The 14,911-nt window shown below is 53.3% G+C and carries 10 protein-coding genes; 7 read left to right on the top strand and 3 right to left on the bottom strand.

Annotated elements, in window-relative coordinates; genetic code table 11:
• Window positions 1-27 precede the first annotated feature (27 nt).
• Window positions 28-1,917 (bottom strand): propionyl-CoA synthetase, encoded by a 1,890-nt coding sequence (locus F3J45_RS22755; protein ID WP_167068248.1) that lies wholly within the window; start codon window positions 1,915-1,917, stop codon window positions 28-30.
• A gap of 97 nt (window positions 1,918-2,014) precedes the next feature.
• Between F3J45_RS22755 and F3J45_RS22760 the strand changes: the two genes are divergently transcribed.
• The 5 genes from F3J45_RS22760 to F3J45_RS22780 are packed head-to-tail and all read left to right on the top strand — an operon-like array spanning window position 2,015 to window position 8,508.
• Complete coding sequence (locus F3J45_RS22760; RefSeq protein WP_167068251.1) at window positions 2,015-3,529, top strand: site-specific integrase; 1,515 nt, start codon at window positions 2,015-2,017, stop codon at window positions 3,527-3,529.
• On the top strand, window positions 3,510-5,399 hold the full coding sequence (locus F3J45_RS22765; protein WP_167068254.1) for an integrase: 1,890 nt from the start codon (window positions 3,510-3,512) through the stop codon (window positions 5,397-5,399). The genes F3J45_RS22760 and F3J45_RS22765 overlap by 20 nt, the downstream gene beginning before the upstream one ends.
• On the top strand, window positions 5,396-7,429 hold the full coding sequence (locus F3J45_RS22770) for an integrase (RefSeq protein ID WP_167068257.1): 2,034 nt from the start codon (window positions 5,396-5,398) through the stop codon (window positions 7,427-7,429). The genes F3J45_RS22765 and F3J45_RS22770 overlap by 4 nt, the downstream gene beginning before the upstream one ends.
• 30 nt (window positions 7,430-7,459) lie before the next feature.
• Window positions 7,460-7,900, top strand: coding sequence for a hypothetical protein (locus F3J45_RS22775; RefSeq protein WP_167068260.1), 441 nt, complete (start codon window positions 7,460-7,462; stop codon window positions 7,898-7,900).
• Between the two features lie 20 nt (window positions 7,901-7,920).
• Window positions 7,921-8,508, top strand: a complete 588-nt coding sequence (locus tag F3J45_RS22780; RefSeq protein WP_167068263.1) for a hypothetical protein — start codon at window positions 7,921-7,923, stop codon at window positions 8,506-8,508.
• Window positions 8,509-8,774: 266 nt separating this feature from the next.
• Here the strand turns inward: F3J45_RS22780 and F3J45_RS22785 are convergent, their stop codons facing one another.
• The gene (locus F3J45_RS22785) at window positions 8,775-9,959 is read right to left on the bottom strand and encodes a hypothetical protein (protein ID WP_167068266.1); all 1,185 of its coding nucleotides are present in this window, start codon (window positions 9,957-9,959) and stop codon (window positions 8,775-8,777) included.
• Window positions 9,960-10,184: 225 nt separating this feature from the next.
• On the opposite strand from F3J45_RS22785, the gene F3J45_RS22790 reads away from it, so the two are divergent.
• The gene (locus tag F3J45_RS22790; RefSeq protein WP_167068269.1) at window positions 10,185-11,507 is read left to right on the top strand and encodes a hypothetical protein; all 1,323 of its coding nucleotides are present in this window, start codon (window positions 10,185-10,187) and stop codon (window positions 11,505-11,507) included.
• Window positions 11,508-12,087: 580 nt separating this feature from the next.
• Here F3J45_RS22790 and F3J45_RS22795 read toward each other — a convergent pair.
• The gene (locus F3J45_RS22795) at window positions 12,088-13,446 is read right to left on the bottom strand and encodes an RES family NAD+ phosphorylase (protein ID WP_167068272.1); all 1,359 of its coding nucleotides are present in this window, start codon (window positions 13,444-13,446) and stop codon (window positions 12,088-12,090) included.
• 471 nt (window positions 13,447-13,917) lie between these two features.
• Between F3J45_RS22795 and F3J45_RS22800 the strand changes: the two genes are divergently transcribed.
• A complete protein-coding gene (locus F3J45_RS22800; protein WP_167068275.1) occupies window positions 13,918-14,319 on the top strand; it encodes a hypothetical protein in 402 nt (133 codons plus the stop codon).
• Window positions 14,320-14,911 lie beyond the last annotated feature (592 nt).

Consider the following 14,911-nt stretch of genomic DNA (forward strand, 5'->3'; position numbering starts at 1 on the left):
TACGGGGGGTGCGTTGCCTTTAGGCGATCACCCCGCCCTGGGCAAGTCCGCCAGCACCGCCTCGATCTCCCCGAGCACCGCCGGGTCATCCAGGGTCGAGGGCGGTACATAATCCTGCCCATCGGCAATCTTGCGCAGTACCGCCCGCAAAATTTTCCCCGACCGCGTCTTGGGCAGCCGCTTCACCCGCCTTACCCGGTTGAAGCACGCCAGCGCGCCGATCTCCTCGCGCACGCTGCCCACCAGTTCCACCAACAGCTGCGCCTCGCCAATACCCTCGCCATCCTTGAGCACCACCAGCGCCAGCGGCACCTGGCCCTTGATCTCATCAAACACGCCAATCACCGCGCATTCGGCCACCGCCGGGTGGCGGGCGACCAGGTCTTCCATCTCCCCGGTGGACAGGCGATGCCCGGAGACGTTTATCACATCGTCCGTGCGGCCCATGATGTAGACGAAACCGTCCTCGTCGAGAAAGCCCCCGTCGCCGGTGTGGTAGTACCCCGGGTACGCCTGCAGGTAAGCCTGCAGGTAGCGCGGGTGATCGCCCCACAAGGTTTGGCTGCACCCCGGTGGCAATGGCAGGGCGATCACGATCGCCCCCTGCTGGTTGGGCCCCAGCAGGCGACCGTCGTCGTCCAGTACCTGCACGTGGTAGCCCGGCACTGCGCGGTTGCTCGACCCCGGCCGCGCCGCACTGCCCGCCAAGCCCACGCAGGGGGCGGTCACCGGCCAGCCGGTCTCGGTTTGCCACCAGTGGTCGTGCACCGGTTTGCCGGTGACCCGCTCCAGCCATTCGTGGGTGCTGGAGTCGAGCTTTTCCCCGGCCAGGAACAACTGGCGCAAGGAACTGAGGTCGTGCTTGGCGATCAACTCGCCGTGTGGGTCTTCCTTGCGGATGGCACGCATGGCGGTGGGGGCGCAGAACAGCGCGTTCACCCGGTACTGCTCCACCACACGCCAGTATGCCGAGGCATCCGGGGTGCGAATCGGCTTGCCTTCGTAGAATACCGTGGTGCACCCGCTCATCAACGGCCCGTAGACGATCAGCGAGTGGCCGACCACCCAGCCCACATCGGAAATGCCCCACCACACATCACCCGCCTGCATGCCATACACCTGCTTCATCGCATAGCTCAGGGCCACGGCGTTGCCGCCGTTTTCACGCACGACGCCCTTGGGTTTGCCGGTGGTGCCGGAGGTGTACATGATGTACAGCGGGTCAGCGGCATCCAGCTCCACCGGTGGCACCGGCGCGGCGCCAGCCAGCGCCTGCTGCCAGTCCAGGTCACGCCCCGGTTGCAAGTGCGCGTGGGCCTGGGGCCGCTGCAGCACCAGCACATGGCGCGGTTGATGCTGGGCCAGCTGCAGCGCCCGGTCGACCAGCGGCTTGTACTCGATCACCCGGTCGAACTCCAGCCCGCACGAGGCGGTGAGCAGCAGCGCTGGCCGTGCATCGTCGATGCGCAGGGCCAGCTCGTTGGCGGCAAAGCCACCGAACACCACCGAATGCACCGCGCCGATGCGCGCGCAGGCCAGCATGGCCATGGCCGCCTGGGGCGCCATGGGCATGTAGATGATTACCCCATCGCCCTTGCCCACGCCCAGTTGCCGCAAAAGCCCGGCCAGGCGCGCCACTTCGTCACGCAGTTGGTGGTAGGTAAAGGCCTGCTGCACACCGGTCACTGGCGAGTCGTAGATCAACGCCAGCTGCTCGCCACGGCCCAGCTCGATCTGCCGGTCGAGGGCCAGGTAGCAGCTGTTCAGGCGGCCGTCGGCAAACCAGCGGTGGGTGCCGTCGGCGTTGGCTTGCAAGGCCTGGGAAGGCGCGCGGAACCAGGCCAGCTCGGCGGCCTGTTCGGCCCAGAAGGCGGCAGGTTCGGCTATGGACTGGGCGTAGCTGTGCTGATAGGTCATGGTGACGAAAACCCGATCTACGCGTGAGCTCCCGTCATTTGACAGCACCCGTGAGCTCATCTTGAATTGACAGACATCTTCGCTCGGATGATGTCCAATGAGCTCACATATTCCTCCCGAATCCTCCCAGGAATCCAATGGCTTCTACGCCAAGGTAAAGCTCAAAAACGTCAAGCTCTGGCAACCCTGCGCCCCGGACAAAGCTATGGACTGGGTGGGTGGTATCTCAGAGGACGGCCTGGGTATCGAGCCCTACCCCGTTGAACGCATTCCTCTCCAGGACAGCAGCATCAACACGCTGTACGTGATTCTCCAACCCGACGGAAGCATCTGGCCCGACGGGAGCTTGTATCTGTACTACCTCTCAGCGGAGCTCGGGAGAAAGACCGCGACGGTCGAGAACATCGCGGGCGACCTGTGCAATTTCATGAACGAGACCATGGTTGGCGGGAGGCACTACCTGAATTTCGAGGGTGAGGTGTACAGCCGCCCGACCTACCACTACCAGTCGGTACTGAAGCGGGCAATCTTGCGAAAAAATCGGAGCGGTTCATCGGGGAGTGGAAGTCAAGGAACCCCAAAAAACCAAAGAACCGGCCAGGCCCTAGGTAAAAGAACAGCCAATCGAAAGACCACGAGTATGGTTGGCTTCTATCGCTGGTTGGTGACCTCAGGGCGCTTCAGACCTCAGCAATCCATGTGGCAGAGCTCCACTAAACGTATTACATATACCGACCGGCATGGTTTCCCACAGTCGAAAGAGGTCACCACCACCGACCTGACCTTTCATGCAACGAAAGAGATCAACGACGGATCCTATATAGAAGATGGAGGAAAGCTATATCCAATCAGCCGCGAAAATCAGCGTTACTTAATTGATGCATTAGTGAGGTTGCAGAACCCAGAAATGCTGCTAATTTATACCGTGGCCTTGACCACAGGCATGAGGCTCCAGTCAATCCTGAACCTACGCTTTCATTGTATTCGCCAAGACGTAGGTTCACCAGACGATGAGAATCGCGAAGCTCTGTATGGTATTGCGATTGGTGGTCAGACCAAAGTAGGTGCAAAAGGAAACAAAAGCCAAACGGTATTGATGCCTGCTTGGGTGCACTATCGATTGACAACTTACTTGAACTCCAAACGATACAAAGAGAGAGCCATGAAATCACCAATTGAAGAGAACAGCGACCAATACGTCTTCCTGACCAGAACAGGCAAGCCGTACTACGTTGCCGAAGAAGACAGCGAGCTTTTCGACTATTCAAACGAACGGGGTTCCGCCATCCGTCAATTCACCAATCGAATCCGCGAGGAACTCAGAAAACTGCACCAGGAGTTCAAATATCGGTTTCATGATTTGCGCGCCACATTCGGCATGAACTTAATCGAGGATCATATGAATACTCACGAAGAAGACAAAGTCACGCAAACCGATCTGCTGGACTTGGTTAGAGGAAGACTAAATCACAGTAGCATTGATGTATCTCTACGCTACTTGAGATTTAGAACTGATCATCCTCTGGTTGCCCACGCCCAGTCAGAGTTTGAATCTCATCTTGAGGGCGTGATTACTGAGGCAATGAGACGACATGAGGTATGTCGATCGTAAAATTCAAGAAATAGACCTCCGGGATTTCGAACTGGATGAGTGCCAGCGGTTAATTTCCTCAACTAAAATTGAGGAACTTGTGCTGAGATTCACCGACAGCCGTAGCTTCGACATTGGAGCATTGTGCTACCAAAGTCGGAACGATGGAAGGAGGACTCGGATCAAGAGGGTAGACCTAAGTACCTTTCGCCCCGAGCGCTCCAAGGCCATGCGCGAGTGGGTTGTACACAATGTCACGCTCTACTACACAAGAAACAGTGGCTATACCATTTCTCAGAATGCTAGCAAGCTAAACAGCTTTTTTAACTGGGCAGAGCGAAACGACTTCAGCGACTTTCTCAAATCTCCAGAGAACTATCATGTGGCTCTGCAAGCCTATACGCAGGAACTGAACACTTTCAAATTACAAAAATCTAGCGCCACCCTCACTCGCCTGCGATCAGAGGCGCTGCACAGTGGGCCCGTATTCTTCCCCCAGAGCACAGTCAACTTCCATGACGACCTGCCCCGGCCCTCCAACGATACAAGAAGCCAGTCGCCAACAGAGCCTCCTCTCAAACATGAAATTGAAGCCTACCTCACCCCCCTCCAATACCTATTTGATGGCTTGACTGATTTCCTGCTCAATTTCAAAAAATATCCCGCCCAAATTCCTTTCATGGCTGAGTACATCTGGCTGCTGCCGGGAGATATACCTTTCATTAGCGCGGAATTATTAGCTGCGACATCCAGTCCACGCCTTGGTGTCAAATGGGACTACGAGCGAGGAAGAGTCCGCACTTTCGAAGAAGCGAAGCAGTTCAGTTCAACTCTTCCGCACCACGTGCGATATCAGCTTGACGAGGGGCATGCAGCAATCAAGGCAGCAAATGACGATAAACGTCACTTGAAACGTATGCAGCTGGCGAAGCTCGCACATGATGCTTTCATTCCTCTTTTCGTCGCTAACAGTGGAATCAACGAGCAGCCGTTGAGGGATTTACCGTTTGACGGCAGCTATGAAACCTTTGACTCAAACGAGAAAGGCTTTGTGGGCATCAAAATGCGAGCAGGTGGCCGCGAAATTAGGCTTTCCATCAAAAAGACATTCGTTAAGCATTTAGATAAGTTTATTCGCCTGCGCAAATTTATTTGCGAAAACACCCAAAATGAATACCTTTTTGTGGGAATGACTGTTTACGAAGCCAAGGCGGATGGAAGGCTGCGCGAGGCCGAAATCAAAAGCCTTAACTTCAGGATAAAAAACTTCTTGATCCTTGACTTCAAGGGTTTGAGTTACCAAAAGCTCAGAAAGTACAAAAGCAACTTCTTACTTTCTCAAGGTTATCCCATTCAAGTGGTTTCGGCCTTGATGCAAACGAGCGAGGTCACAGTATTCAAGAGCTACGCGAACGCTAACGAAACAACAGCGATCGCTGAGATCACCGCGATGATGAAGCGCCTAGTTGAATTGCTAGATGACTACTCCGGTGAAGAGATACCCGCAGGTGATTGCGCCGATACTGAAGGGCGCTCCGATGCTGTTCCTCCTCCTCCAGACTATGAACCCAACTGCAAAAACTTTGAAGGCTGTATTTACTGCACCCAATTTCGAACTCACGCTAACGAAGCGTCAATTCGTAAGCTCCTCAGTATGCGCTTTGTTATCATGGAGTATCTGAACTGCTGCGAGGACAAAAGCCAGTTCGATCGGGTTCACGGCGCAGCGATAGCGCAGATTGACCGCATCATCACCGAGCTTCTTGAAAAACGACCAGAGATGGCCGTCGTAGTTGACCGGGTGAGTGCCGAAATCAACAACGAGTTTAAACTCTCGGACTACTGGAAGCGCTTCTACCATCGTATGATTCAGTTGAAGGTGATGAAATGAGCATTCAGCGTAAAAAGCCCAGTAATAGCCCTGCATTCCCGCAGCAGAAGGCACACCTGCTAACTGATGTTTATTCCGGAATGAGTCTTTCCCGCATCGGCCCAGGCTTGGTGATGTCACGATCAATTGAGGGAAATGTAATCTCTGTATTTGACGACGACGAATGGTTTCTTCCAGCATTCGCCTACAGCGTCTCAGACAACCCATACTTTAATTTCTTGCCATTTCGCATAACAGACCGTTCAGGCGAGTCCAATAGCGCTGGAGAATCAGAGAAAGAAGAAAAAGCACTAAAGGTAAACTCAGAAAATGTCGCAACCTGCAAACGACTTTTCACTATCAAGATGTTCTCAAACTCCCCCCAAACTGGCAAGCCTATGCGTTTGTCGAGCATGCAAGCTCAGTTAGCAGCACTTCGCCACCTGAATATGTTCGCCCTCAAAAACAAACTACGAATTCTGGACATATTCGGCTCCAAAAAAATATTTGAACAAGCTGTGTCAGCCATGCCAACTTCTTGTCACAGAAGTTTTAGCGGCCTCATTCGAACACTGAGCAGCTTAGACACTAGAGAGAGAGGCTTTACGATCGACGGCACTATCCTACCGTTCCTCAAAAAAATAATACGAGAAGAAACAAATGAAGGACAGCAACACCCAGTTATGCCCAGCAGAATATTGTGGGCCAAATACAAACAGTATAATGACTGCATCAAGGATTACCACCAGCACAGCCAGGCCATATACGCATTTTATAACGCCACGGTCGAAGATCGATTTTTAGGCAGAGGCAAGCGTAGTCGCTTATTTTCTCCAGACGAATTCGCCGCGCTCTCCACTGAAAAAAAGGCGGCTTACATTCAAGACCCACCCACATTCTGGAAAGTAGTCGAAAAATACAAACTGACAGCACTTGCAAAAAAGTATAACTGGAGAACAATTGCTAGTATCCCCCACTTTTTAGCACTTGTACAACATTGCGCCAAGTGCCTGATCCATCTTTTCACGCTCATGCGGGATTCTGAAGCCATCAATCTCCCAGTAGATTGTTTGGAACCCATTCGAGGCTGGAACAACGAAGCCCTGTACGTTTGTGGCACATCGACTAAATTGGAAAGAGAGAGAACCAATGCCAAGTGGATTACCACCCAAGACATCTGCAAACCCGTGGAGGTTCTTCAATCCATTCAAAAATTTGTAGCATCGCACATGGAGAACGATGCAGACACTGACTGGTTACTTCTGGCGGCTTCAAATCTACTCTCCAGTAAAGTTTCGAACGAGACAGTGGTCAGTAGAATTAATTATGATAAAGCGTTGCCTGAGGTTATCATTACCGAGGCTGACATTTGTGAACTGGAGACCATCGACCCCTTTCGCAACTGGCGTGATGACAAGAAATTTCAGATCGGCAAACCTTGGCGTGTCACTTCGCACCAATTTCGCCGTTCAATCGCCGTATTTGCCGGCCAGAGTGGCCTGATCACCCTGCCCTCGCTCAAACGCCTGCTTCGGCACATCACCAAAGTCATGTCCGCTTATTACATGAAGGGGTGCTCAGCCAAGAACTACCTGTTCAGCGACCTCAATCCGCAACTTACGCGTGAACTCAAGAGAGCTAAGCAGGAGGCTGACGCCGCACTGTACATTCGAGATGTGCTCAAGTCCGCAGAACAGATGTATGGATTCGCTGGTCGTCGAGCCATGGAAATGCGCAAAGATTCGGTCTGGCTGCCTGGCACAGAAGAGCAGACCAAACGCCAAGTAGATCTCGGGCTGATAGCGTATGAGGAAACTCCTGCAGGCGGTTGCGCTTCTCTTGTCCCATGTGACAAACGTGCCCACGCGAAGATGGATTTCTGCAGCTCCTGCAAGAGCTTTGTGGGACAGGAGGCGAAGATGGCAGAGACGATAGAAATCATGGAATTTGACCTGGCGGAGCTCCAGCCAGGCACCATCGAATACCGGGCAGAGCTCCAGAATCTCGAAGACTTTAAAGCTATGCGTGACCGCGTCATTGCCCGTGGCTGATCCCATCTTGATACGCAGAAGGAGATTGACATGACTTTTGGAAATTCAAATCAACCAACGCTGAACGCTTATTACGAGGCAGCATATCGAATTTTTAATAACACCACAAACGTGTTGCCTAAAGACTCTAAGATGACCATCAAAAATGTTGCACTAGAAGCAGGAAAATCCCCGAGCAGTATCAGAAAGGACAGGGACATTTTCATTCCACTCATCGAGGACATCACGAAAATGGCCGAGCAAATGGCCGAACGCCTAGCGCCTGGCCAAGGGAAAGCCAAGGACGCACAGCTAAAAACCAAGAAAGCGAAAGCCAAGGCCAAAGATTTTGAGTCCCGTTATATAGAGTCGCTGAGCAGAGAGCTTATGTTGATTAGAGCGCTGGATGAGGCACAACGTGCGCTGCGCAGCAACGAAGAAATTTTCAGCCAACACGAAAATGTCCTGCCGTTCCCTAAACCACGAAAATAAGCATCTGAGGAGGCACTGACATGCTGTCTAAGCGCGAACAATCTAGGCTACAGGCATCGAACTCCACTCGGCCTTTTCACCTCCTTCGCAAAGCACTGGTGCATGCCTACCTCAAGCAGAAGCAATCGCAGCAAAACAACCATCTGGCCTCTATTCGCGCGATTAGAGCCGCACTGGGCCATACACCCACTACCATCACGCAGTACTACAGGAAAGATGCCATAGCTTCACAGATCGAGGGAATATACGAAAACTGTGAGCCGGAGCGTCTGTTCGAAACATGGAGCCTAGCCACATCGAGCATTTCTAAAAACAAACGAAAAGAGATCATTAGCAAAGCCACATCTAAAGAGCCGATTTTTGGTCAGGATTTCTTCGAATACTGGCTGACTCATAGCCAAATGCATATCTGCATATTTTCGATCCAGATTCAAATCCTAATCCGTGAAGAATACCCCTGTTTGATTGGCAGCCAAGAATCAGATTTCTATTTTGATCTTTCCGGCTGGAAAAGTATCACTAGGAACCTCATGAGGGAGCTGATACGCATGGACATTGCACCTGAGTGCCTGATCGAGCACGTGCTCCAGGAGGATCTCGGACTCTGAGCTTGTCAACCCCAGCAACCGATGTTTAACGGCCATTGCCCTGGCTTCCAGTAGCAAAGTTGAAGCCGAAAGGTCTGCCAAATGAAGCCCTCGTCTTGCTCAGCAATGAGTAGGACTTCCGGCTTGGCGAATGTCTACATGCATGCTCAAGCGCTGTCAGGCGCCATCTCTACAACAGGGCATCGATCATAGGCGCGCACTTCCCGAACCATGTGGGCCATATTAGCGAAGACGTTGATCTCGCCGTCTGCGCCTGAAGCAAGCAATCAAAGCGCTTCCAGAGCGTGGAGGAGCTTGGCAGGCGACTCCACCACCTGGCTTCCATAGCGCGCCGCCAACGGCTGCAACACGCCGCACATGTAACGATCGGCTCGAAAGTACGATACGTACGGGATGTAGAGTGCGTGGATGGTGTCGACGAAATCACTGCCTTTGAGTAGACGCCCATTCTCCCCGAGCGAGTTCCTAAGCGAATCGTAGAATGCGCTAATGCATACGAATATGCCTGGGCAATATTGCTCTATCAAACTGACGTCATCACACTCAGGTGCACCTGGGAAAAGACCAGCCATCCCTCGATTCACGATATCGAGCATCCCTCGCTTTTTCAGCTTCACCCAGCGCTCTCCACTGACACCTTTCATAGCTTTGGCGCGCTCATCCTCCGGAAGCTTGGCAAAGTTTGCAGCAAGATCCACCAGCGCCTGATTGCAATTGTCCAGAAGCTGCTGAGCAGGGCGTCTGACCCACTGGATGATTGCGCCCATCTGATGGTGATGGTTGATGAACCACTGTGCCATGAAAGTCGGATCACGCAGGCATTCTAGGAACACCTCGTCGGCCTGCTGACGCGTCGCGTTACCCATGACGTAGCGCTTGATCACCAGTGCATCTCTAGGCCGCATTGGAATCTGGGTGAGCAACTCCGTCATATCCATTTCGCCGGCACGTTGCTCAAAGCTGCCGCGAATGCCGCCGCCTTTCACCATTGCGGCATTCAACATCCTTCGCTGTTTGCGGTTCAGTTGATGCTTGTCCACTTCGTCATTTATATGCCTCTTCAAATCCAGATCATCCAAAGGACTGATCAGTGACCCCATATCGGGAAACCAGCCGCCGTTGGTATCAAGAACATTCACTCGCTGCGAGTCACGCTCCAGCAAGCGAGTCAGCTCCGCTCGCATCAGCCGATCGTAAGAGATCATCGTAGAACGGCCACAGAGCTCGACCATCAGCTGCGTCCGTGCAATTGCGGCATCGGCATACTGCTGATCCAAGGGCGACATTTCGGAGATATGGGCGCCCGAGTATACAAACACAGCATCACCGAGCTTTTTGAGCGACCTCAGTCCGGCCAATTGTTCAGCTTTCGCCGAGTCAAGCTTGGGATGACTGAGGTTGGAGTAATCACAGCTATCGAGATAAATGAGGCAGGGTTGCTGGGCTGGCATCTGGATGTCCTTATCTGAAAGGCTTAGGGCCGAACGTGATCGTCAATTCTTAAGCTGGCCAGCTTTCATAGTGGTCGAGTTTTGCATACATTGCCCCGGGGCGTCCGCCAAGCAGATGCTGCTGGCGTGGACTGATTGGAAGGTTGGGCTTCCTGGCGGTCGAGCACGAACAGGCACACAACGACGGATGCCTAACACCATTGAAACTACTTAGGTTGTATCTACATGGCTGTAACGCTTGAGTTTTTGACGACCGATCCAGAAGAGATCGAGCTAGCCACACGCTACTGGGCGATGAATGAGTCGTGTGAGTTTTTGGCGCCGCTGAAGGAACTCGTACCCTTCCGCGAGCTAACGCAATCTGCGCAATTAGCCAAGTTCGTGCGCAAGATCGCTACCGCGCGTGACCACAACCATGTGTGCGAGTGTGGCAAGCTCATTCCGGCGAGTGCGCGCTCAGATGTAAAGAAGTCACTTCGCAAATCCTATCGCCCCTGTCACGAATGCTTTGAGGTAATGATCAGGAAAAAGCAAGCGGCAGAGGCTGCGGCAAGGGCCGAGCTTGATGCACGCCTTACCTCTCACATCGCATATACGAAACGTCAAACCATCGTGTACAGCCAGCTTAAAGACGATGCTGCTTTGGTGCTGCGCGCGCTGTATGACTCGGTCGGGCCACGTCTGTGGAATGGCAGATTTACTCACGCGCAGTGTCGCGATTTGACGCCCTACAACCCCGGCCCATTCATCAACCGTCTGTATGAGCAAGGTGTGCTAGGTGACGACCCCATGGCTGCTCATCCCGGCACCTACTTCCTGGAAGATGAGGAGCTTCGCCTCCTGCTTGATGAAGCGCAGTTGTTCCTTCTACCTGATGCCGAGCTAGGCTGTGGTCAAGACGTGTTTGAGCGGATCATGGATCGTGCATTTACCGATTCTGAAACGCTGTGGAATCTATGGCTTGAATACGCATGTGATGACGTCCTCTGGTACCTGATCGATCAGTGCGATCTTCACAACTTGGAGATCGAGCTTGCGGATTTGACCAAAATTCGAAGCACTATTCGTCATGGATTGCACACGCACAGTGTGGCCCAGATGTGGTTCATCATGTGGAAGGTGGCCCGAGATGCGGCGGCGTTGTCCAGGCGCAGCTACTATAGCGATCGACGTGCTACCGCCACTATTCCGGGAAATATTCGCAAGCAGCTTGAGCTGTCCAAGCAGGAGGGAGAGCTTAGAAACGACTGGAATCGCCAGCAAGCGCACATCGTCGGTACATTAGGCATGGTTTTTAGTGAGGTGTTCGGGATCGACGAGTACTTCAATGGAGCAGCCGTACTGAAAATGTTCGAGCGACTGGGCGGACCACAGAAGACGAGTGGCGAATATCCTGAAATCGCGACGGCCTTCATGCAAGACACTTTGGAAATGAACACATCCATGGCTGCATTGGAGGCATTCGCGGAACTGATTCGGGCAGGGCTGACAACGGACGACGCTCTCATGGAGACGATAGAACGTAACCCCGAGCTTTTTCATAGCTGACGGTCTCTTCAATCCCTTGAACAGGGCAGATGAAGCATGTTCGGTACGCTTCGGTAGAGGCTGCATTAACAGGTGCGGTCACTGGCGAGGCGTATCAGGCCTCCGACTTAAGATTCCCAGACTCAAGCCCCTCTAACCGACTTCCGCAACAACCTTGCAGTTTTGCATAACGTCACCTCCCAGCAAATCAGCCATCTCCGCCAGCAGCCGTAGCCTACAATTTTGTGTCGGCTTTGAGTCAGCATACCGCTCGCTAGGGATGGTGAATAATGCAGTCAGTATCAGACGAAGCTTTTGCCCAAATGAAGGCTGCTTTGACTGCGCTTGCGCAACTTGACTGAAGGCTGGAGGCCATTTGTTACGACCCTGCCCTCCCCGCCAGCATCGAGCTGGCGACCCAGCAAACCTTGGCTGCCATTGACGAGCTGCTGGTTGAATTCAAGGACAATTCGGTGCTCAAACCGATGGTTGATCAACTCAAGATTCAATATCTGGAGAGCCTGGAGCGCCAAGCGACCCTGACACGGCGATCTGGTCAGTGCTCGAATGGACTCCCCACGATTGCTCGTCTACCCCTGAATCAAAAGGCCGGGTCAACGTTGCTGCAAGCAAGAGGGCCATGGTATGCAACGTCCGAGTCATTCGTGTCAAAACGAACACCCTTCACTTCGTGGATGTAAATCTCGCTCCGATTGAGCTCAAGTGCAGGGGGGGAGCGTCGTGCCCCACTCTCACGAGCACTGGAGTCAATTGCCTCCCCCTCTGCGTCGTCATCCTGGGGCCAAAATTCGGGAGCATAAAAGGTGCCGTCTTCGGAACTGTCCCAGAGATTGACGTGGCACGTCGGATCACCTTTCTCGCTATTGAGAACGCCCGATGCCTTGTTGAACAAGATTACATTGTGCCCTGAGGATGCATCGTCTCGCTTGGAAACCTGGATTGAAGGAAAGTAGATCCCGTCGAGGTTCAGCTTCGGATGTGTCGACAGGAAATCAGCGACCGCCTGAGTGATGAGGTAACCTTGATCCACCATTTCGGGCATCACAGGCAAAAGCAGTTGTTGCTGCAACTCGCTGAGGAAAGCACAGCGATGAGCCTGCTCAATGCGCTCCTCTTGGAAGAAACTCAAATCTCGGCTAGGCCGAATCTTACTTAGGCCCGCAAGGTTCAACAGGCGAAGGGGGCGGTAGACCTTGAAGGTGGCTGTCACCACCAGGCTACCTACAGGCGGACGCACCTCAGCGATAGCGGTCTGCACATCGGTGGCGCCATAAAACACTGACACACCCTTGGCATTCATCCGCCCTGCTGCACCAACACCGGGTGGCGGCGGCCCCAAGAAGCGCTCAGGATGGGCAAGCGCATCCGCAACACCATCATGATTCGAGAAAACACGAGCACGGTGAAACTGATTCAAAGGGTGGTCAGGAGCGATGGTGAGGATGGCAGAGGCCGACTCATCTATGTTGAGTTGCTCGATCTCACCGAAGACTTCTTCCAATACGCGCGCGACGGTGGGGTTAACAATTCGTGCTTCGTCGCGCAGGCTGCGCTCCATCTCCGACCAGGCGCGAGACATCTCTGTGGTTGCCGTCACACCTTCGTTGAAGTGAGGGTCGTCGTCGTTCCAATCACTCCATGCGTCAAGAAGCTTCTCACCGATACTCGTCGTCAACTCGTTGGAGCAACCGAGCATTCTGTGTAGCACATCATACAGATGCTCACCGACGTGCGGGCGGTGGTAGAGCACCACCGACATCGGTTGATGCACATACTGGAAGCTAGCATGAAGTGCCGTCTCGCAAGCTTCAACCAGCTCACCGACGCCAATCACGTCCGTTTCAGAGCCACAAAAACTGCAAGATGCTTCAACCTCAAAATCGAGTGTTTCTTGGAGGTATCGCTCAGACACGCATTCTCTGCAGGCGTAATCGGTCATAACTCATTCCGTTGAAGCGTGGACGCGTACCAGGTGCGCTACTCACGCGAAAGACATTGATATAGCACAACTCCACGAAATGCACCGCTGCATCAATGCTGAGGCGGGCCAATCTTCGGCACAGGCAGTGCCCTGCCCTATCATCGCGAACGCTATGGGTTCGTAAGGTGGACTTGCAAGAGCTTTCATTATCTTTAGCAGCCCAAAAGCTCCGGTTCACCTTAGCACCGCGTACGATCTGGCTACCGTCCCTAAAGGGTATTGGCACCATTGTTGTCCGTTTTTTGCCCGCGTCTGTGGCCTGATCCCTCCAGGTTGAGCAAGAATCACTATGGAACAGCGGCCTAATCGAATTCGAGTGGACAGTGCTGAATGATGCAGAGCGCTCGGGTCTATCTGAGATGATTTCCAGGCTTGAAATGAGACCAGGAACCTTACGCGCCTGGGGTTTCGAGCAATGCGAGGGTAGCCATGCCAAATCAGAACAAGGAACAAGCCGAGCAGTTAATCGCAGAGGTGCTCGCGGCGGCCTGCCTTGTGGTGGAGCGGGATATAGGCTCCGCGAAAGATCGCAGTCTTGCTCAGCGCGTCCTGCAATGTGCACAGCAAGCACTGCATATTCAGAAGATATCAGTGTACAGCCAAGCGGGTACCGCCCCAGAAATTGAGCTGCCAGGGGCCAAGCGTCTGAACCCTACGCCCACTGAAGCTCGACAATTTGTGATGAGAAAAAGGGGTCGCCAAGTGGTGCTCGATGTCGCTCGTCTTCGCTCCTATGGAACACTGATAAACGTGGGCAGATGGTGCAAGTCGGCGCTCAGGAGCAACCTTTTAAGAGCTTTCCAAATCCTTGGCCAACCCGAGCCCTGCTGATCGCTGCCACCCGCGCCTTGCGTTATATTTCGTCACAATATGAACAGCAAATCTGCGTACCTGTGATCACATCGCCACCTACCTGCGCTACCGTGAAACCACACCATATATAGCCTAAAGGTATGCGAATTCGTGGTGACGTTTTCTGGCAATGGGCTGACCCGACCCTCTATCACAGAACTCACAACGAAGCGCTGAGCGAAGGCAGGACAATCGATGTTCAGGTACGGAGATCCCGAACTGACCACATCGAGATGTTCATTGGTATTTATGCCGGCTCCGGCATGGCGCTCCATGAGGAAGCTTTCGATACTCGCTCGGGAGAGTCGATACCTCAGGCCTTGGCACGGGGCGTGGGAAGAGCAATACAACTTGCTACGGCACCTCAGCGAGCCAGTCGCGTTGCTTAAATTGGCATTCAGCTGGGACGTGTTAGCGATCGTGATGCGACGAGTCTCTGCTGGCCCGTAAGCGTCCAGGGAAGTCACATTGCGATGGCCTAGCTGCAACCCTTTTAGGGGTGAGGTCACTGCCTCGTCCAAACCATAGTCTGAACAGTAATATGCGGATGACTTTCCAATGGCTCCCATTC

Source organism: Pantoea sp. Ap-967, from assembly GCF_011752565.1.
Taxonomy (GTDB): Bacteria; Pseudomonadota; Gammaproteobacteria; order Pseudomonadales; family Pseudomonadaceae; genus Aquipseudomonas.

Bases quoted from the DNA above. Each gene is read 5' to 3' on its own strand.
- F3J45_RS22765 (WP_167068254.1), top strand. From the start codon at position 3,510: ATGAGGTATGTCGATCGTAAAATTCAAGAAATAGACCTCCGGGATTTC.
- F3J45_RS22800 (WP_167068275.1), top strand. From the start codon at position 13,918: ATGCCAAATCAGAACAAGGAACAAGCCGAGCAGTTAATCGCAGAGGTG.
- F3J45_RS22780 (WP_167068263.1), top strand. From the start codon at position 7,921: ATGCTGTCTAAGCGCGAACAATCTAGGCTACAGGCATCGAACTCCACT.
- F3J45_RS22785 (WP_167068266.1), bottom strand. From the start codon at position 9,959: ATGCCAGCCCAGCAACCCTGCCTCATTTATCTCGATAGCTGTGATTAC.
- F3J45_RS22795 (WP_167068272.1), bottom strand. From the start codon at position 13,446: ATGACCGATTACGCCTGCAGAGAATGCGTGTCTGAGCGATACCTCCAA.
- F3J45_RS22775 (WP_167068260.1), top strand. From the start codon at position 7,460: ATGACTTTTGGAAATTCAAATCAACCAACGCTGAACGCTTATTACGAG.
- F3J45_RS22790 (WP_167068269.1), top strand. From the start codon at position 10,185: ATGGCTGTAACGCTTGAGTTTTTGACGACCGATCCAGAAGAGATCGAG.
- F3J45_RS22770 (WP_167068257.1), top strand. From the start codon at position 5,396: ATGAGCATTCAGCGTAAAAAGCCCAGTAATAGCCCTGCATTCCCGCAG.
- F3J45_RS22755 (WP_167068248.1), bottom strand. From the start codon at position 1,917: ATGACCTATCAGCACAGCTACGCCCAGTCCATAGCCGAACCTGCCGCC.
- F3J45_RS22760 (WP_167068251.1), top strand. From the start codon at position 2,015: ATGAGCTCACATATTCCTCCCGAATCCTCCCAGGAATCCAATGGCTTC.